Here is an 18,145-nt window from a genome sequence, read left to right as displayed (position 1 = left end):
GTCATGTCAGAGCCTGACCCGAAGGACTCACTCGACGCAGCCACCCGGGCCACCCGCAGCCTCCAGGGCCTGTCCACCGAGCTCACCGCGCGGGTGCCGCAGCTCCTGGAGGCGATGCGCTCCGTCGGCACCGGACTGGAACTCCACTCCACCCTGGACCGGATCTGCGAGACCGCCGCCGAGCTCGCGCACGCCCGGTACGCCGCGATCGGCGTCGTCGACGAGGCGGGCGAAGGGCTCTCGGACTTCGTCACGTACGGCGTTCCGCAGGAGGTCGCCGACGCGATCGGCCGTCGGCCCGACGGCCACCGCGGCCTGCTCGGCGCGCTGATCCACGACCCCGCTCCCGTACGGCTGGCGGATCTGACCAGCGATCCGCGCTCCGCGGGGTTCCCGGCGGGCCACCCCCGGATGCGGACGTTCCTCGGGGTACCGATCCGGGTTCAGGGGGAGATCTTCGGCAACCTCTACCTGACGGAGAAGGAGGGCGGCGCCGAGTTCAGCGACTACGACCTGCACATGGTGCGGGTGCTCGCGACGGAGGCCGGGATCGCCATCGGCAACGCCCGGCTGTACGAGGCGGCGCGGCAGCGGGAGCGCTGGATCGACGGGTCGGTCGCGGTGACCACGGCGCTCCTGTCGGGCGGGGACGCCGACGACGCGCTGTCCGTCGTCGCCGAACAGGCCCGCAGGCTCGCCGACTCCGCCGCCGGGATCGTGCTGCTGCCCGCCGAGGAAGGCGGTCTGGAGATCGTCGCCGTCTCCTCCGACAACCCCTCGTCCTCGCTCGGTGTGATCATCCCGCCTCGGAGCCCGGTGGTGGCGAAACTGCTCGCCGGTGAGGCGGTGTTCATCGACGACTCGGCCACCGACAGCCGGATGATCACCAGGCTGGCCGGCCGGTTCGGCCCCAGCATGCTGCTGCCGCTGCACAGTGGCGGCCGGGTCCTCGGAGCGCTGGCGACCCCCCGCGCCCGGGGCGGGCGCCCGTTCACGGACACCGAGCGGACGCTCGCAACCCAGTTCGCCTCCCAGGCCGCGCTCGCGCTGATGATGGCCGAGGCCCAGCGGGACCGGGAGCGGCTCGCGGTGTACGAGGACCGCGACCGGATCGCCCGTGACCTTCACGACCTGGTCATCCAACGGCTGTTCGCCACCGGGATGATGCTGGAGAGCGCCCAGCGCGGATCGGTGGTGCCCGAGGTGCGGACCGGCGTCGGCCGGGCGGTCGACGAACTGGACGTGACCATTCAAGAGATCCGTACGGCCATCTTCGCGCTCCAGCAGGAACCGGCCGAGGCCCCCGCGGGGCTGCGCACCCGGGTGCTGCGGGAGATCAACATGGCGGCCGTACCGCTCGGCTTCAAACCCTCGCACCGCTTCCTGGGCCCGGTGGACTCCGTCGTCGGCGAGCTGACCGGAAAGAACCTTGTGGCGGCGCTGCGCGAGGCCCTCTCCAACGCGTTCCGGCACGCACAGGCTTCGCTGATCGACGTGGTCGTCGACGCGACGGTGACCCTGCCGGACGGGCGGAGCGCGGTACGCCTCTCGGTCGCCGACGACGGGGTGGGCATCCCGGAGGGCGGCCGCCGCAGCGGACTGCGGAACCTGGCCCGCCGCGCCGACTCCCTGGGAGGGGCGAGCCGGATCGCCCCGGGGATCGGGGAGGACGGCGGCGGTACGACGGTGGTGTGGGAGGCGCCGCTGTGAGCCGCTGTCCGGGCGGGCGGGTCCTCGGCCTGCCGAAAGGATTCAGCGAACCTCCGGGACGTCAGCGGCCTTGCGCGCGGGCGGCGAGGATCCGCTCGATGACGGCCGCCACGCCGTCCTCCTCGTTGGTCGCGGTCCGGCCCGAGGCGGCGGCCAGCGCGTCCGGGTGGGCGTTGCCCATCGCGTAGGAGGTACCGGCCCAGCTGAGCATCTCGATGTCGTTGGGCATGTCCCCGAAGGCGACCACCTCGGCGGGCGAGATGCCCCGCTCGGCACAACAGGCGGCGAGTGTGGTGGCCTTGGAGACCCCGAGGCCGCTGACCTCCAGGAGTGCGGAGGGGCTGGACCGAGTGAAGGAGGCCCTCTCCCCGGCGGCCGTACGGGCCAGGGAGAGGAACGCGTCGGGGGCCAGCTCGGTGTGGTGGGCGAGCAGCTTGATCACGGGCGCGCCGGAGCCCGGGGTGTCCTCGTGGAGCAGCTTCTCGGCGACGGCCACGGCGGCGCCCGGGTCCAGGTGGAAGGGCGGGTAGGCCGGTTCGTAGTTGATGCCGGTGGTCAGTTCGACGGCGAAGGAGGTGCCGGGGGTCGCCGCGCGCAGGGCGTGGACGACATGGAGGGCGGCGTCGCGCTCCAGCGGCCGTACGGAGAGGAGATCGCCGTCCGTCCGCAGATCGGTGACCACGGCGCCGTTGGCGCAGATCGCCGTGCCGTGGCTGTGGACGTGGTCCCGGACGACATCCATCCAGCGGGCCGGCCGGCCAGTGACGAAGAAGACCTCGATCCCGGCCTCCTCGGCTGCGGCGAGGGCCGCGACCGTGCGTGCGGAGAGCGTCTTGTCGTCGCGCAGCAGGGTGCCGTCGAGGTCGGTGGCGATCAGCCGGGTCACGGCGGGAAGGGGCGCATCGGTCACTGAGGTCACCGGGTCATTCTCGCCCACGGAAGTGCACGGGCGTGCGCAGGGGCGCACATTTGAGTGAGTGCGCCCCTGATCTGTGGAACGTTCCTCCGGCATATGTCAGAGGTTATCGGGAGGGGTGGGGGTCACCCCTTCGGCATGGTGACCTTCTCGGGCCCGCAGCCGATGCGCTGGGCCTCGGCGGCGACGTAGACGGGCAGGAGGTCACGTGTGAAGGAGGTGGCGGGGTCCATGTTCTTCAGTTGCTCCACCATGAACACCGCACGCCCGCTCTGGCATTCGGCCTGGTAGACGGCACGGGTGGCGTTGATTGTTCCGTACCCCTTGGTGCCCTTGATCCGCGGGCCGCCGTGGAGCAGGTCCGTCGAGAAGATGTTCACGGTGAGTGGTTCGACCACGGTCGTGAACCGTACGGACGGCCGGCCACGGTCGTAGGAGGCCTCGCAGACCCGGGCGGGGCCGCCGTCACCGGCCACCGTGCGCGTGGTGGTCAGCAGCTTGCGGTGGGCGGGCAGGACGAACCCCTCGATCCCGCAGAACGCCTGGGGGTCGGCGTCGGCCCAGTCGACGGGATCGGCCAGCTCCCCTGGAGCTGGGTATGAGCCGTCGCAGTCGAAGTCACGCATGACGCCGTTGGCCACCGCCACCACCATGCGGGCGAGCGCGGCCCGCTCGGCCGGGTCGTACGCCGAGTCGAGGTCCAGACCCGCCTGACCCCGTCCCGCGTCGATCACGGCCGGGCCGCTGTCCCCGCCTCCGGTGCAGCTCTGCGGCAGGGCTATCCAGGCGCGCAGGCCCGATGCCATGCCGGGCAGGCCGTCCCCCAGCGGCGCCATGTTCGCGGCGAGGAACTCCGCGGGCCACTTGCGACTGTCGGTGCCCAAGAGCGAGTCCAGCCTGCGGACGTGCACGGTCACCTGCCGGGCGGCTCTCTCCTCGCCGTGGTCCGTGCGGTAGCTCGTGATCCGGCAGTTCCCGTACATGAGCCTGTCGCCGAGCGGGTCGGGCCGCAGTTCCTGTTCCTCGACCTCGGTCCTGCGGTCGGCGAAGAGCGCCGTCATGGCCGAGTCGTCGAGGGAGTCCCAGCACGGCCGGGGCCCGACGAGCGGCAGCGTGTCCGTCTGCCAGGCCACGCCGCCGGCGCCGAGCAGCGCGCCGATCAGGCCGGCGACGGTGGCGGTGCGGGCTGTGCGGTTGCGCAGGAGTCTGCCCAGCGGGGAGCGCCGCGCCGGGGTGCTGACGTCCTCGTTCTCGTGGCTACCGGCCATCACACGTTTCCCCTGATCCCGCGTTTCGTCTGTTCCCGTATTCCATGCGCGTGCCCACCTCTGCACGGCGTTCCCTGTGCGGCGTCGTGTCCGCGGCCGCGAGCGGCCGCAGCCGGCCGCTCGTCACGGCCCAGCCGCGTCGGGGCATCCGCTGCGTCCGGCCGCGGCCTTCATGAAGTGCGTGAACACCGTTGCGGCGTCCGGCACCGCTGCGCCGCCGGGCGCCTCGTCGGCGTTGCCGTAGAACACCGTGGGTCTGTCCTTGCACTTGGTCCGTCGCAGCCCCTTGTCCACTCCCTCGGGCAGCCCGTCGAACAGGGCAGCCATCCGTGGGGACGAGACCATCGCGTACTGGGCCGTCGGCACCTGCGGGCTGTTCCTCGGCCCGGTCGTCACGGAACACGTCTGGAGCCTCCCCGTGACCGCACCCACCTGCCAGTAGGCGAGTTGGTCGCGGGCGAAGGAGAAGCGCATCCCGGAGACACGGCAGATGTCGAAGTGCTCGTCGGCGAACTCCGAGGGTCCGTCCACCACCACGAGCGGCGATTCTGCGCGCAACGGCTTGTCCGGCGCGCAGTCCGCTTCTTCCATGCCCACGTCGGCGGCCGTCAGCAAGAGCTCGGTGACCTGGTGGGGCGAGCCGATCGGAAAGGGATCGGCCGACTCCTCGCCCGCGTCCTGCTTCCACATCGCGCTGTGGATCGTCACAGCCGAGGGCCTTCCGTCGACGTCACACGCCTCGGGGAGGACCAGCAGCGCCCTGTCCCGCGCCACGACACCCTCCAGGCCGTCGGGCAACGGCGAGGCGGAACCGTCGAGATAGGGGGCCATCCACGCACGGCGGGCCCCGGCCTCAGCCGGAACGCGGCCGATCGCCAGCGAGACGCGCTCCTTGACCTCGACCGTTCCTCCGTGCAGTTTGAGGGGCGAAGTGACGGTCACGTCACAGGTCGCCTGCTCCGTCGCACCGTCCGACGGAGGCTTCGACTGTGTGCTCTGCCGCCGGGATTCCGGCCCGGCGATCGCGTCCTTGCTCAGGAAGAGCGGGCCGCTGTTCTCGTACCACGCCCCCCAGCAGTGGCGGGCACGGAACGGCCGGCCGTCCGTGGCCCACAGCCCGGCACCGGTCGCGAGCACGATGACGACCACGGTCCAGACCAACATCCTGCCCCGCCTGTCAGCCTGCTCGGGGCTGTCGGCCCGGTCGCCGCCGGCCTGGTGGTCGCTGTCGGTCCGCGTCTGGCTGCTGTCGCCGGTCATGAGCCTTCCCCCTCGCGAACGGACTTCGCTGTTCGAACAAACCCACCGATGGTACGACTCCGCCTCGGGAACCGTTCCAGTGGTGTATCGGTGGCAGATGGGAAGCCCGCGTATCGTCGGGGTCATGCGTCTGAGCACGGTGATCCTCCCCATCCACAGGTGGGCCGAAGGACAGAAGATCTGGCAGCGGGCCGAGGACCTCGGGTTCCACACCGCCTACACCTACGACCACCTGTCCTGGCGGTCCTTCCGGGACGGTCCGTGGTTCGGGGCCATCCCCACGCTCACCGCCGCCGCGACAGCCACGCAGCGGCTGCGGCTGGGCACCCTCGTGACCTCGCCCAACTTCCGCCACCCCGTGACGCTGGCCAAGGAGCTGATCTCCCTGGACGACATCTCGGGTGGCCGGATCACCCTGGGTATCGGCGCCGGGGGCAACGGCTTCGACGCCACCACCCTGGGACAGGAGGCCTGGACGCCCCGCGAACGGGCCGACCGCTTCGCCGAGTTCGTCCCGCTGCTGGACCGCCTGCTCACCGAGGACGCGGTGACCCAGCGCGGAGCGCGCTACGCCGCGGAGGAGGCCCGAAACATCCCGGGCTGCGTCCAGCGGCCCCGGCTCCCCTTCGCGGTGGCCGCGACCGGGCCTCGCGGACTGAAGCTCGCCGCCCGCCACGGGCAGGCCTGGGTCACCACCGGCGACCCCAAGCTGTACGAGAACGGCACCCCGGAACAGTCACGGGCGGCCCTGCGGGCGCAGGGCGAGAAGTTCGCAGCGGCGTGCGCGGAGATCGGCCGGGACGCCTCCGAGCCGGACCGGATCCTGCTCACCGGCTTCACGCCCGACCGGAACGCCCCGCTGGAGTCCGTGGACGCGTTCGTCGATTTCGCGGGGCTCCATGCGGAGCTCGGGTTCACCGAGATCGTCCTGCACGCCCCGATCCCGGACTCGGACTTCGCCACCGACCCGGCGGTGTTCGAACGGATCGTGACCGAGGCGCCCGCGCAGCTGGCCTGAGTCCTGAGAAGTGCCCCTCAGCCGGGCAGGCGCAGGAACCGCGGGGGCACTGACTCGACGAGCCAGACCCCGTTGGCGCTGACCCGGAAGATGTGCCCGGCACGGTGCATGGCGACCGCGTCCACGGTGAGGACGAGCGGGCGGCCCCGGCGGGCGCCGACCCGGGTGGCCGTCTCGCGGTCGGGTGACAGGTGGACGTGGTGGCGGGTCATGGGGCGCAGCCCCTCGGCCCGGATCGCGTCCAGCACCCGGGCGACCGTGCCGTGGTAGAGGTACGAGGGCGGCTCGGCGGGCGGCAGGTCCAGGTCGACGGCGACGGTGTGGCCCTGGTTGGCGCGAATGCGGTCGCCCTCGACGGTGAAGCGGCGTTTGTCGTTGACGGCGACGGCGTGGTCGAGCTCGGCGCGGGTGATGGCGAAGCCGTGCGCCGCCGCAGCGTGCAGCAGCTCGTCGACGGCCACCCAGCCGTGCTCGTCGAGGGTGATGCCGATGCGGCCCGGCTGGTGGCGCAGATGCTTCGAGAGGTACTTGGACACCTTGACGGTGCGTCGTTCGTCCATCCCGTCAGAGTGCCCGGGGCGCGCCCGCCGCCGCATCCGGATTTCGCCCCCTCCTCCCGTTTCCTTTCCGCTCTTTTCCGCCTTTCTTCCGGTCCAGGTTTGATCCACAGCCAACTCGGGTTATCCACAGGTCATTTGGTGAATCTGTGGACAACTGGCGGATGATTTAGGTGTTTTCGCCAACTTTATTACGCTCGCTGTGAGATGAGGCGAGGGCATCCAAGGTGCGCGCCTGCGCCTCTCGTTCGGCAGCCGCCGTGACGAAGGCTGCGACGCCCTCCGCGCCAACCAGCTTCTGAACAGCCTGGATTGTCCTGGCAGGCAGCAGCACCGGGCGGGTCGCACCTTCGTCCACCACCGACTCCTCCGCCCCGAGGTGGTGATGCAGATGCCGGGTGGCGAACGTCCGCATCGCACGCGCGAGTTCGGCGTCCACCGTCTGCTGGGCGAGCGGCCGCAGACGGCGTACGAGGGATGCCGCCTCGGTGGCGTCGGAGTCCGTGGGCGGCCGATGGCCCAGATAGCGGGCGAAGACATGCTCGGTGGTGAACTCCAGGAAACGGGAGGCTATGTGCTCCACCTGGCCGCGAAGCTCCCTCAGGTGCCCGGAGATTGCACGCAGTGGCACGCCCGCCGCGTACAACTCGACCGCTACCGCGAGCTCCTGGGGGCTCGGAACCAGGAACTCGTCGTCCCGGCCCGAGACGCGCTCCAGTACTCCGAGCTCCACCGCCTCCGCGATCGCCCCGTCGTCCTGCGAGCCGCCGAACTTCGCGTCCAGCTCCTCGCGGGTGATCCGGTCGGCCTCCTCGTCCGTCCACGGGCCGTGCACTTCGGCGACCAGGCCGAGCACCCCGCCCAGCCCCCGGCCCGCGTCCCACGCCTCCAGCAGCTCCTTGATGCTGGCCAGGGTGTAGCCGCGGTCGAGCAGGTCCGCGATCTGCCGCAGCCGGGCCAGGTGGGTCTCCCGGTACACATTGGCCCGGCCGCGGCGCTCGGGCGTCGGGAGCAGGCCCCGGTCCTGGTAGGCGCGGATCGTGCGGACCGTGGCCCCGCTGGCATGGGCCAGGTCCTCGATCCGGTACTCGGCGGTGTCCCCGCCCGCGGCCCCGGTCACAGCGGAGGCTTCAGCCGGGCGACGGAGCGCAGCGCCCCCGGGCTCAGCCGGGACAGCAGCCGGGCGCCGCGCGCCTCCGGAGTCACCGGCACCACAGCCTGGTTGCGCACGACCGCCCGCAGGATCGCGTCGGCGACCTTCTCCGGCGGGTAGTTGCGCCGACCGTAGAGCCGGCTCGTCCGCTTCCGTAGCCGCTCCTCCTCCGCCACGTCGGCCCCCGCGAAGCGCGTGGTGGCGGTGATGTTGGTGTTGACGACGCCGGGGCATATCGCGCTCACCCCGATCGACTTCTCTGCCAGCTCGGCCCGCAGGCACTCGCTCAGCATCAGCACGGCCGCCTTCGACGTGCTGTAGGCGGGCAGGGCGCGTGAGGGCAGGAAGGCCGCGGCCGACGCCGTGTTGACGATGTGGCCGCCCTGACCGCGCTCGGCCATCTGCTTGCCGAAGAACCGGCAGCCGTGGATGACGCCCCACAGATTGACGTCGAGGACCTTCTTCCACTCCTCGCCCGTGGTCTCCAGGAAGGAGCCGGAGAGCCCGATCCCGGCGTTGTTGACCAGGACGTCGACGATGCCGTACTCGGCGGCGACCCGGTCGGCGAGCTTCTCCATCGCCGCCTCGTCGCTGACGTCGGCCGCCTCGCCCCAGGCCGCCGGGGCCCCGATCAGCCGGGCCATCTCCGCCGTCCGCGCCGCCCCCTCCGCATCGCGGTCCACGGCCACCACGCGGGCGCCCGCCTCGGCGAACGCGAACGCCGTGGCCCGGCCGATCCCGGAGGCCGCTCCCGTCACCAGGACCAGCTGCCCGCCGAACCGTTCCGCACAGGGGCCCTTCGCGGTCACCTGCGGGCCGGGCGCCCCCTCCTGCCCGGCGGACTCGTTCGCGGCGACGAACTCGCCGATCCACGAGGCCAGCTGGTCCGGCCGGGTGCGCGGCACCCAGTGCTTGGCCGGAAGCGAGCGGCGCACCAACGTGGGGACCCAGGACTCCAGTTGGTCGTAGAGCCGCTCCGAGAGGAAGGAGTCGCCGGTCGGGGTGATCAGCTGGACCGGTGCGTGGGCGTAGGCGTCGGCGCGCGGCCTGCTCAGCCGGGCGCGGACGTTGTCGCGGTAGAGCCAGGCCCCGTGCGCGGCGTCGTCCGGCAGAGAGGCGGTGGGGTAGTCGCCGGCGGGCACCTTCTCCATCCGCTCCAGGATCCGGGGCCACCGCTTGCCGAGCGGCCCCCGCCAGGCCAGCTCGGGCAGGACGGGTGTGTGGAGCATGTACACGTACCAGGACTTCGCGCCCTGGCCGAGCAGCTGACCGACCCGGCGTGGCGTGGGCCGGGTCATCCGCTGCTTTATCCAGTGGCCGAAGTGGTCCAGGGACGGCCCGGACATCGAGGTGAAGGAGGCGATCCTGCCCTCGGTCCGCCCGACCGTGACGAACTCCCAGGCCTGCACGGAGCCCCAGTCGTGCCCGACCACGTGCACCGGCCGGTCCGGGCTGACCGCGTCGATCACGGCCAGGAAGTCGTCGGTCAGCTTCTCCAGGGTGAAGCCTCCGCGCAGCGGCTCGGGGGCCGTGGACCTGCCGTGCCCCCGTACGTCGTACAGAACGACGTGCCACTGCTCGGCCAGCTGTGTGGCAACCTCCGACCAGACCTCCTTGCTGTCCGGATACCCGTGGACCAGCACCACGGTCGGACGGGCCCCGTCGCCCAGCTCGACGACGCACAGCTCGATGCCGCCCGTGTGCACACGCCGCTCACGTGCTTGAGACAGATTCACGCCGCCACCTTCGCCTCGGCCCAGCGCCGCACGTGCGGCAGATCGTCGTCCAGCCAGAATGCGCTCTGCTCGGGGTCCTTGGAGTCGGTGACGACCAGGATCTCCTCGAACTTCGCGCCCGTACCCCGGAATCCGAGGTGGGGTTCGACCGCCCACAGACCCGGCTGCGGCGGGTGGTCGGAGAAGCGGTAGGGGCTCCACAGGGGAGACCAGCCCTCCCGGTGACCGTGCAGGGCATCGCTCACCAGCCCCTTGAGGGACTGGGTGCCGAAGCCGAACACCTGCGGGGACCAGCGGCGTTCGCGGACCCGGTCCACCTTGTGGGCGATGACGCCGAAGGGGTAGGCCCGGTGCCTGTTGGCGTATCCCTGGGTGGTCATCAGGCGCTCGACGTCCTCGTAGATCTCGCGCAGCGAACGGCGCTCACGCACCTCCCGCAGGATCAGCTCGCGGTGCACCTCAAGATCGGCCAGCAGCTTGTCGTGCAGCGGGTTGAGGCCGAGGCACCCCGAATATCCGATGTCGGCGGTGAATCCCTTGTGGACCGGGGCCATGTCGAGGATGAACGGCATCCCGGGCTCCAGCTTCCGGTCGGTCGGGAAGAACTGGAGCGGCACCTTGAACCCCGCGAACGCCGTACGGTCGCCGAACCAGGCGAACGGGAGGTGGAACCAGTCCCGCACCCCGCGCTCGCGCAGCCACACCCGCTGCATCCGGGCTGCCTCGCGCTCGGTCACGCCGGATCTGAGCTGTCCGGCGACCGCCTCCGCGCAGGCATAGGCGAGGCGCTGCACTTCCCTGAACCCCCGCAGCTCCGGGGCGATTTCGTTCTGCACTGCCGAGGTCCTGCCGGTCATGCCACCGTCCGTTCCCTGCCGTGTGCGGTACGTGCCCGTAACGTGACACTGATGAATGTGACAATGTCCAGCGGCTGCGTCAAGAGGCGTGCATGGCCTGTGGACAACAGAGGTTGCCGGCCTGTGGAAAGCGGCGGTGACAGACCTGTGGAAAGCGGCGGTGGCCGACCTGTGGGCAACCCCGCCCGCGCTGTCGGTCCGGGCTCGGGCCTCCTCCTTCGCGGGGTCCCCCTACGGGCCCGTACGCCTGGAGTCTGACGCCGATCCAGCCGCCAGGGCTGACGACCTCTGTGGTCCGCGCCACTAACGTCGTCGTCGTGACTGTGATCGCGACCGAAGCCCTGAGCATGCGGTTCCCCCGGGTGACCGCGCTTGACCGGCTCACGTTGGACATCGGACCGGGTGTGACCGGTCTGGTGGGCTCCAACGGTGCCGGCAAGTCCACACTGATCAAGATCCTGCTGGGTCTTTCCCCCGCCACCGAAGGCCGGGCCGCAGTGCTCGGGCTCGACGTCGCGACCAGCGGCGCCGCCATCCGGGAACGGGTGGGATACATGCCCGAGCACGACTGCCTGCCGCCCGACGTCTCAGCGACCGAGTTTGTCGTGCACATGGCTCGCATGTCCGGGCTGCCGCCGACGGCCGCCCGGGAGCGCACCGCGGACACCCTGCGCCACGTCGGCCTCTACGAAGAGCGCTACCGCCCCATCGGCGGCTACTCGACCGGTATGAAGCAGCGGGTGAAACTGGCCCAGGCCCTGGTCCACGACCCCCAGCTGGTCCTGCTCGACGAGCCGACCAACGGCCTCGACCCGGTCGGCCGCGACGAGATGCTCGGCCTGATCCGCCGGATCCACACCGACTTCGGTATCTCCGTGCTGGTGACCTCGCACCTCCTGGGCGAGCTGGAACGCACCTGTGACCACGTCGTCGTCATCGACGGCGGAACGCTCCTGCGCTCCAGCTCCACCAGCGACTTCACCCAGACCACCGCGACCCTCGCGGTCGAGGTCACCGACAGCGACGCCCATCCCGACGGCACCGACGCCCTGCGCCGGGTCCTCACCGAGGCCGGGGTCACGCTCGTCGGCCACGACGGGATCGACACGGATGGGCTGCCGGGCGCGGGCCACATCCTGCTGATCGAGGCCGTCGGCGAGGAGACGTACGACCTGGTCCGCGACAGCGTCGCCGGGCTCGGCCTCGGCCTCGTCCGTATGGAACAGCGCCGCCACCAGATCGCCGAGGTCTTCCGCACCGAACAGGGCGGGCGTACCGAACAGGGCGGGGCGCACAGCCCCGCCGGCCCGGCCGCGGCCGTAACGGCCGCGGCCGCACAGCAGAAGGGAAGCGGTCGCCATGAGCACTGAGACCGGCACCGCGACCGGGCGCGACGCCTCCCGGATCCACAACATCGGCTACCGCTCCTACGACGGACCGCGGCTCGGACGGGCCTACGCCCGCCGCTCGCTGTTCTCGCAGACCCTGCGGGGCTCCTACGGACTGGGCCGCTCCGCCAAGTCCAAGGTGTTGCCCATGCTGCTGTTCGGCGTGATGGCCCTGGTCGCGGCGATCCTCGTGGCCGTCTCGATGGCCACGCCGGACGCCAGCAAGCTGGTGGTCAAGTACACCTCGTACGCGATCTACCTCCAGGCCGTCATCGGCCTCTTCATCGCCGCACAGGCACCACAGGCGGTCTCCAGGGATCTCCGTTTCAAGAGCATCCCGCTGTACTTCTCCCGGCCGATCGAACGCTCCGACTACGTTCTCGCGAAGTTCGCCGCCACCGCGTCGGCACTGTTCATTCTCACCGGGGCCCCGCTGCTCATCCTCTATGTGGGCTCACTGCTCGCGAAGTTCGACTTCGTGGACCAGACGAAGTGGTTCGGCCAGGGACTGGTGTCGGTGGCGCTGCTGTCCGTGCTGTTCGCCGGGCTCGGCCTCGTGATGGCCGCCCTCACGCCCCGGCGGGGCTTCGGTGTCGCCGCGGTGATCGCCCTGCTGACCATCACCTACGGTGCCGTCTCCACGGTCCAGGCCATCGCCTGGGAGACCGGGTCGGAGGGGGCCGTGCAGTGGCTCGGCCTGTTCTCGCCGATCACGCTGATCGACGGTGTCCAGGCCGCGTTCCTCGGCGCGACCTCAGCCTTCCCCGGAGGGGAAGGCCCGGGGGCCGGTACCGGTGTGGTCTACCTGATCGTTGTTCTCGCGCTCGTCGCCGGCTCGTACGCCGTCCTGATGCGCCGCTACCGGAGGGCCGGGCTGTGACCACCATCGAGATCGACCACACCTCGCGCTGGTTCGGCAATGTGGTCGCCGTCAACGACGTCTCCATGACCGTGGGCCCCGGCGTCACCGGACTCCTCGGCCCGAACGGCGCCGGAAAGTCCACCCTCATCAACATGATGGGCGGATTCCTCGCCCCCTCGACGGGGAAGGTCACGCTCGACGGCCGGACGATCTGGCGCAACGAGAGCGTCTACAAGGAGATCGGCATCGTCCCGGAGCGGGAAGGGATGTACGACTTCCTCACCGGCAGGGAGTTCGTCGTCGCCAACGCCGAACTCCAGGGTCTGGGAGCGGCCGAGGCACAAAGGGCGCTCGCCACGGTCCAGATGGAGTACGCGCAGGACCGCAAGATCTCCACGTACAGCAAGGGCATGCGCCAGCGCGTGAAGATGGCGTCCGCACTGGTCCACGAGCCCTCGGTGCTGCTCCTGGACGAACCGTTCAACGGGATGGACCCGCGCCAGCGGATGCAGCTGATGGAACTGCTGCGACGGATGGGAGCCGAGGGCCGCACGGTCCTGTTCTCCTCCCACATCCTCGAAGAGGTCGAGCAGCTGGCCTCGCACATCGAGGTGATCGTGGCGGGCCGCCATGCCGCGTCCGGCGACTTCCGGAAGATCCGCCGGCTGATGACGGACCGGCCGCACCGCTATCTGGTCCGCTCCAGCGACGACCGGGCCCTCGCGGCCGCGCTCATCGCCGACCCGTCCACCGCGGGCATCGAGGTCGACCTGACCGAGAGGGCCCTGCGCATCCAGGCCGTCGACTTCGGGCGGTTCACCGAACTGCTGCCGAAGGTGGCCCGTGAGCAGGGCATCCGGCTGCTCACCGTCTCTCCGTCCGACGAGTCCCTCGAATCGGTCTTTTCCTATCTCGTAGCGGCCTGAGTAGTGGCCTGAAAGGAGCTGTGCACCGTCATGTACGACCCCACAGTCGCCCGGCTCACCTACCGGGCCCTGCTCGGCCGGCGCCGAGCCGCCATCCTGTTCGTCCTGCCCGCACTGCTGCTGGTGATCGCCGCGGCCGTGCGGATGTTCGCCGGGGCCGATGACCAGGTCGCCTCCAACGTCCTCGGCGGGTTCGCCATCGCCACGATGGTGCCGCTGATCGGTGTGATCGCGGGCACCGGAGCGATCGGCCCGGAGATCGACGACGGCTCGATCGTCTATCTGCTCGCCAAGCCGGTGAAGCGGCCCACGATCATCTTCACCAAGCTGATCGTGGCCATCGCGGTGACCATGGTGTTCTCCGCCCTGCCGACACTCATCGCGGGACTGATCCTCAACGGCAACGGCCAGCAGATCGCCGTCGCCTTCACCATCGCGGCGCTGGTCGCCTCGATCGCCTACAGCGCCTTGTTCCTGCTGCTCGGCACGGTCAGCCGGCACGCGGTGGTTCTCGGCCTGGTGTACGCCCTGGTCTGGGAGGCCCTCTTCGGCAGCCTGGTGCCCGGTGCGCGGACGCTCAGTGTCCAGCAGTGGTCCCTGGCGGTCGCTCAGAAGGTCGCGGGGGACGGGGCGATCACCTCGGACGTCGGCCTGCCGCTCGCCACGGTCCTGCTGGCCGCCGTCACGGTCGCCGCCACCTGGTACGCGGGCCAGAAGCTGCGGGCGCTGAAGCTGGCCGGGGAGGAGTGATCCCGGCCTGAGCCGCCGTACGCCTCGACGACCTCCGCCCTTCGGGAAGGGCGGAGGTCGTCGTATGACCGGACAGGCGGACAGGCGTGCGCGTAACCGTACGTTTATCGGGTCGTTGGGCAGGGTGCGTGGAGGCAACTGGAATCCGTGGCGTCGTAGCGATCGTGAAATAGGGGAATGCCGGCACAGGGTGAGGCTCAGCCCACCGGACCGGTCATCGAGTGAGTGGCAACCGTGAGCGTCCTCCACCCCTGAAGCCCGGGGTATGGGCCGTCCTCGTCATTCCCTCGTACGAAAGGCAAGCCCATGCCCACGGAAGCCGCCCTGCTCGAATCGCGCACGCTGCGCGTCGAGCAGCTGGGGCGCGTTGATGTCCTCGACAAGGTGAAGGGCCTTGTCATGCTCCCGGACGGAATTCACGTTCGCACAGAAGATGTGGCTCGTTACTTCGAAGTATCCACAGAGGCCGTCAAGAAGGTGACCCAGAGGCACCGGGCCGAGGTGGAGGAGAACGGTCTCACCATCCTGCGCGGCGCTGAGCTGCAACTCTTCCATAGGGACATGTTGTCCCTATGGGGAGGTGGAGAGGAAAGTTATCCACAGGCTGCCACGCAGCTGACCCTCTACACCCGCCGAACCGTCCTCAACGTCGCCATGCTTCTTCGCGACAGCGACATTGCCCGATGTGTGCGGACCTACCTCCTCGACGCCGAGGGGCCGCTGCGCAGCCAGTACGCCTCCCTCGACCAGCGCGTCACGCGCATCGAGAGCTGTCTCGGCGGGGTCGGCAGCGCGCTCCAGGAGCTCGGGCCGGTGCTGGGCCGGATGTCCGAGCGGCTGGAGGGCCTGGAGCGGAAGGTGGAGGTGACCCATCAGGTGATCGGTGCCATGAGCCTGCGGCTGACGGATGTGCAGCAGGACGTCGTGCGCCTGGACGCGCGGCTGGACTGCTTCGGGCGGCAGCTGAAGGATCTGCGCCGCCGTAGCGGGCGGCGCTGAGAGAGCGGCGGCCCGGCACCGCGGGAAACGGTGCCGGGCCGCCGTCGCGATGTCCGGTGGTGGGGCGTCTACCGCACCGGCGCCGACCGGAGGAGCTCCTCCAGAACCACCGCGATGCCGTCGTCCTCGTTGGACGCCGTGATCTCGTGGGCGACGGCCTTGAGGGCGTCGTGGGCGTTGGCCATGGCCACGCCGTGGTGTGCCCAGCCGAACATCGGGATGTCGTTCGGCATGTCGCCGAACGCGACGGTGTCCGCGGCCTTCACGCCGAGCCGGCGGGCGGCCAGCGAGAGGCCGGTCGCCTTGCTCAGGCCCAGCGGCAGGATCTCGACCACACCGGCGCCGGCCATGACCACGTCGACCAGGCTGCCGACGGCCGCCCGCGCGGCGAGGGCCAGCGCGTCGTCGCTCAGCTCCGGGTGCTGTATGTAGACCTTGTTCAGCGGGGCGGCCCACAGCTCGGTGGAGTTGTCCACGAAGACGTACGGCAGCGGTCCCTCCTGCACCCGGTAGCCGGGGCAGACCAGCACCTCGCCGTCCAGCCCGTCGCGGCTGGCCGCCAGGTGCAGCGGGCCGACCTCCGCCTCGATCTTGGACAGTGCGAGACCGGCGAGCTGCCGGTCCAGGGTCAGCGAGGTCAGCAGCCGGTGCTCGCCCGCGTGGTAGACCTGTGCGCCCTGACCGCAGACGGCGAGGCCCTCGTAACCGAGATCGTCCAGGATGTGCCGGGTCCAGGGGACCGCGCGTCCGGTGACGATGATGTGCGCGGCACCGGCCGCGGTGGCCGCGGCCAGAGCCTCGCGGGTGCGCTCGGAGACCGTGCCGTCGTCACGCAGCAGCGTGCCGTCGAGGTCGGTCGCGACGAGCTTGTAGGGGAAGGTCACTTGGCGACCGGTTCCAGGACCTCGCGCCCGCCCAGGTAGGGGCGGAGCACCTCGGGGACCCGGACCGAACCGTCGGCGAGCTGGTGGTTCTCCAGGATCGCCACGATCGTGCGCGGTACGGCGCAGAGCGTGCCGTTCAGCGTGGCCAGCGGCTGGACCTTCTTGCCCTCGCGCATCCGGACGGACAGGCGGCGGGCCTGGAAGCCGTCGCAGTTCGACGCGGAGGTCAGCTCGCGGTACTTGCCCTGGGTGGGGATCCACGCCTCGCAGTCGAACTTCCGCGAGGCCGAAGCGCCGAGGTCGCCGGTGGCGACGTCGATCACCTGGAAGGGCAGCTCCAGGCCGGTGAGCCACTGCTTCTCCCACTCCAGGAGCCTGCGGTGCTCGGCCTCGGCGTCCGCCGGGTCGACGTACGAGAACATCTCGACCTTGTCGAACTGGTGGACCCGGAAGATGCCGCGGGTGTCCTTGCCGTAGGTGCCGGCCTCGCGGCGGAAGCAGGGGGAGAAACCGGCGTACCGCAGGGGCAGCTTGTCGGCCTCGATGATCTCGTCCATGTGGTACGCGGCGAGAGGGACCTCGGAGGTGCCGACCAGGTAGTAGTCGTCCTTCTCCAGGTGATACACGTTCTCCGAGGCCTGACCGAGGAAGCCGGTGCCCTCCATGGCGCGCGGGCGGACCAGCGCCGGGGTCAGCATCGGAACGAAGCCGGCCTCGGTGGCCTGGGCGATCGCCGCGTTGACGAGGGCGAGCTCCAGGAGGGCGCCGACGCCCGTCAGGTAGTAGAAGCGCGAACCGGAGACCTTGGCCCCGCGCTCCATGTCGATCGCGCCGAGTGCCTCGCCGAGCTCCAGGTGGTCCTTGGGCTCGAAGCCCTCGGCGCCGAAGTCCCGGATGGTGCCGTGCGTCTCCAGGACGACGAAGTCCTCCTCGCCGCCGACCGGGACGTCCTCGTGGACGATGTTGCCGAGCTGGAGCAGCAGGCGCTTGGCGTCCGCGTCGGCCTCGTCCTGGGCGGCGTCGGCCGCCTTGACGTCGGCCTTGAGCTGCTCGGCCCGCTTGAGGAGCTCGGCGCGCTCCTCGGGGGTGGCCTTGGGGATCAGCTTGCCGAGCGACTTCTGCTCGGCGCGGAGTTCGTCGAAGCGGACGCCGGACGACCTGCGCAGCTCGTCGGCGGAGAGCAGGGCGTCGACGAGGTCGACGTCCTCTCCACGGGCGCGCTGGGAGGCGCGAACACGGTCGGGGTCCTCACGGAGCAGGCGAAGGTCAATCACCCCTCCAGGCTACCGGTGCGCGGTTCTCGCACTCGAACCGATATCGCCACGCGTGTCACTATGACCGAATTGCCGGAATTGGTATTTCTAGGGGTGAATCGCAGTCAATGCCGGATGTTCTCGGATGCCCGCGGACGCATCGCAGATGCTCGTGGGCGATGGCGGGTGATCGCTGCCCGGCGGGCGTCAATAACGGCCGTTAACTCCCCTGAACAGGGCAGAAGGTGTACTCCGCCTTGACGTACCAGCCTTGGGGGGAGAGGCAGTTGAGGGGCGGGTCGGCGGCCGTTGTCCACAGGGGCTCGGCGCCGGAATGGTTATCCACAGGCTGTGAAGAAGTTCTGTGGATGTCGGAAGGGATTGTTCCGGGGGGTGGGTGAAGTTCCAGGGATTCCCCACCCAAACCCTCCCTGGACGCTCATTCGGGTGGGAATTCCTCGCCCTAAAGAGTTGATCAAGGGAATTGACGTGACACGCGACGACCCGTGCCGCCTCGTGTTTCTGTGGACGGCTCCGGGAGTGGTGGGTCGATTTGTCGATGATGTCGCATGAGGGTGTCGACTTGTCCCCAGGTCGAACGGTCATCC

The 18,145-nt window shown here is 70.3% G+C and carries 16 protein-coding genes; 7 read left to right on the top strand and 9 right to left on the bottom strand.

Features of this window, described 5'->3' with window-relative positions:
• The first annotated feature begins 3 nt into the window (after positions 1-3).
• Entirely contained in the window at positions 4-1,710 is a 1,707-nt protein-coding gene (locus RI138_RS15855; RefSeq protein WP_311120460.1) for a GAF domain-containing sensor histidine kinase, read from the top strand.
• Positions 1,711-1,771: 61 nt separating this feature from the next.
• Here RI138_RS15855 and RI138_RS15850 read toward each other — a convergent pair whose 3' ends face one another.
• The 3 genes from RI138_RS15850 to RI138_RS15840 form a co-directional block, all read right to left on the bottom strand.
• Positions 1,772-2,629, bottom strand: a complete 858-nt coding sequence (locus RI138_RS15850; protein ID WP_311120459.1) for an HAD family hydrolase — start codon at positions 2,627-2,629, stop codon at positions 1,772-1,774.
• A 122-nt stretch (positions 2,630-2,751) separates the two neighbouring features.
• Complete coding sequence (locus tag RI138_RS15845) at positions 2,752-3,894, bottom strand: hypothetical protein (protein ID WP_311120458.1); 1,143 nt, start codon at positions 3,892-3,894, stop codon at positions 2,752-2,754.
• Positions 3,895-4,017: 123 nt separating this feature from the next.
• Positions 4,018-5,154, bottom strand: a complete 1,137-nt coding sequence (locus RI138_RS15840; RefSeq protein WP_311120457.1) for a hypothetical protein — start codon at positions 5,152-5,154, stop codon at positions 4,018-4,020.
• 124 nt (positions 5,155-5,278) lie between these two features.
• Here RI138_RS15840 and RI138_RS15835 point away from each other — a divergent pair, with 124 nt between their 5' ends.
• Complete coding sequence (locus tag RI138_RS15835) at positions 5,279-6,172, top strand: LLM class flavin-dependent oxidoreductase (protein WP_311120456.1); 894 nt, start codon at positions 5,279-5,281, stop codon at positions 6,170-6,172.
• A gap of 17 nt (positions 6,173-6,189) precedes the next feature.
• Here RI138_RS15835 and RI138_RS15830 read toward each other — a convergent pair whose 3' ends face one another.
• From RI138_RS15830 to RI138_RS15815, 4 genes are all read right to left on the bottom strand, one after another.
• Positions 6,190-6,732 (bottom strand): RNA 2'-phosphotransferase, encoded by a 543-nt coding sequence (locus RI138_RS15830; protein WP_311120455.1) that lies wholly within the window; start codon positions 6,730-6,732, stop codon positions 6,190-6,192.
• 166 nt (positions 6,733-6,898) lie between these two features.
• Positions 6,899-7,849, bottom strand: coding sequence for a MerR family transcriptional regulator (locus RI138_RS15825; RefSeq protein WP_311120454.1), 951 nt, complete (start codon positions 7,847-7,849; stop codon positions 6,899-6,901).
• Positions 7,846-9,618, bottom strand: coding sequence for an SDR family oxidoreductase (locus RI138_RS15820; protein WP_311120453.1), 1,773 nt, complete (start codon positions 9,616-9,618; stop codon positions 7,846-7,848). The genes RI138_RS15825 and RI138_RS15820 overlap by 4 nt, the downstream gene beginning before the upstream one ends.
• Complete coding sequence (locus RI138_RS15815; protein WP_311120452.1) at positions 9,615-10,475, bottom strand: M24 family metallopeptidase; 861 nt, start codon at positions 10,473-10,475, stop codon at positions 9,615-9,617. The genes RI138_RS15820 and RI138_RS15815 overlap by 4 nt, the downstream gene beginning before the upstream one ends.
• Before the next feature lie 347 nt (positions 10,476-10,822).
• Between RI138_RS15815 and RI138_RS15810 the strand changes: the two genes are divergently transcribed.
• From RI138_RS15810 to RI138_RS15790, 5 genes are all read left to right on the top strand, one after another.
• Positions 10,823-11,845, top strand: coding sequence for an ABC transporter ATP-binding protein (locus RI138_RS15810; protein WP_311122908.1), 1,023 nt, complete (start codon positions 10,823-10,825; stop codon positions 11,843-11,845).
• Positions 11,835-12,743: an ABC transporter permease gene (locus RI138_RS15805; RefSeq protein ID WP_311120451.1), complete on the top strand. Its 909-nt coding sequence runs from the start codon at positions 11,835-11,837 to the stop codon at positions 12,741-12,743. The genes RI138_RS15810 and RI138_RS15805 overlap by 11 nt, the downstream gene beginning before the upstream one ends.
• Positions 12,740-13,651, top strand: coding sequence for an ABC transporter ATP-binding protein (locus tag RI138_RS15800; RefSeq protein ID WP_096629793.1), 912 nt, complete (start codon positions 12,740-12,742; stop codon positions 13,649-13,651). The genes RI138_RS15805 and RI138_RS15800 overlap by 4 nt, the downstream gene beginning before the upstream one ends.
• Positions 13,652-13,681: 30 nt before the next feature.
• Complete coding sequence (locus tag RI138_RS15795; protein WP_096629792.1) at positions 13,682-14,401, top strand: ABC transporter permease; 720 nt, start codon at positions 13,682-13,684, stop codon at positions 14,399-14,401.
• Positions 14,402-14,707: 306 nt separating this feature from the next.
• Complete coding sequence (locus RI138_RS15790) at positions 14,708-15,400, top strand: hypothetical protein (protein ID WP_311120450.1); 693 nt, start codon at positions 14,708-14,710, stop codon at positions 15,398-15,400.
• 68 nt (positions 15,401-15,468) lie between these two features.
• Here RI138_RS15790 and RI138_RS15785 read toward each other — a convergent pair whose 3' ends face one another.
• Together RI138_RS15785 and serS are read right to left on the bottom strand one after the other, a co-directional pair.
• Positions 15,469-16,284 carry an HAD family hydrolase gene (locus RI138_RS15785; RefSeq protein ID WP_311120449.1) on the bottom strand — a complete coding sequence of 272 codons (816 nt, stop codon included), beginning with the start codon at positions 16,282-16,284 and terminating at the stop codon, positions 15,469-15,471.
• A complete protein-coding gene (gene serS / locus RI138_RS15780) occupies positions 16,281-17,558 on the bottom strand; it encodes a serine--tRNA ligase (RefSeq protein WP_096629787.1) in 1,278 nt (425 codons plus the stop codon). The genes RI138_RS15785 and serS overlap by 4 nt, the downstream gene beginning before the upstream one ends.
• Positions 17,559-18,145 lie beyond the last annotated feature (587 nt).

Source organism: Streptomyces durocortorensis (assembly GCF_031760065.1).
GTDB lineage: Bacteria > Actinomycetota > Actinomycetes > Streptomycetales > Streptomycetaceae > Streptomyces.
This window is presented reverse-complemented; position numbering and strand designations above follow the sequence as displayed.

What these genes read in the sequence shown, in the direction of transcription:
- RI138_RS15790 (WP_311120450.1), top strand. Translation starts at nt 14,708, where the DNA reads ATGCCCACGGAAGCCGCCCTGCTCGAATCGCGCACGCTGCGCGTCGAG.
- RI138_RS15815 (WP_311120452.1), bottom strand. Translation starts at nt 10,475, where the DNA reads ATGACCGGCAGGACCTCGGCAGTGCAGAACGAAATCGCCCCGGAGCTG.
- RI138_RS15805 (WP_311120451.1), top strand. Translation starts at nt 11,835, where the DNA reads ATGAGCACTGAGACCGGCACCGCGACCGGGCGCGACGCCTCCCGGATC.
- RI138_RS15840 (WP_311120457.1), bottom strand. Translation starts at nt 5,154, where the DNA reads ATGACCGGCGACAGCAGCCAGACGCGGACCGACAGCGACCACCAGGCC.
- RI138_RS15795 (WP_096629792.1), top strand. Translation starts at nt 13,682, where the DNA reads ATGTACGACCCCACAGTCGCCCGGCTCACCTACCGGGCCCTGCTCGGC.
- RI138_RS15835 (WP_311120456.1), top strand. Translation starts at nt 5,279, where the DNA reads ATGCGTCTGAGCACGGTGATCCTCCCCATCCACAGGTGGGCCGAAGGA.
- RI138_RS15810 (WP_311122908.1), top strand. Translation starts at nt 10,823, where the DNA reads ATGCGGTTCCCCCGGGTGACCGCGCTTGACCGGCTCACGTTGGACATC.
- RI138_RS15845 (WP_311120458.1), bottom strand. Translation starts at nt 3,894, where the DNA reads ATGGCCGGTAGCCACGAGAACGAGGACGTCAGCACCCCGGCGCGGCGC.
- RI138_RS15830 (WP_311120455.1), bottom strand. Translation starts at nt 6,732, where the DNA reads ATGGACGAACGACGCACCGTCAAGGTGTCCAAGTACCTCTCGAAGCAT.
- RI138_RS15855 (WP_311120460.1), top strand. Translation starts at nt 4, where the DNA reads ATGTCAGAGCCTGACCCGAAGGACTCACTCGACGCAGCCACCCGGGCC.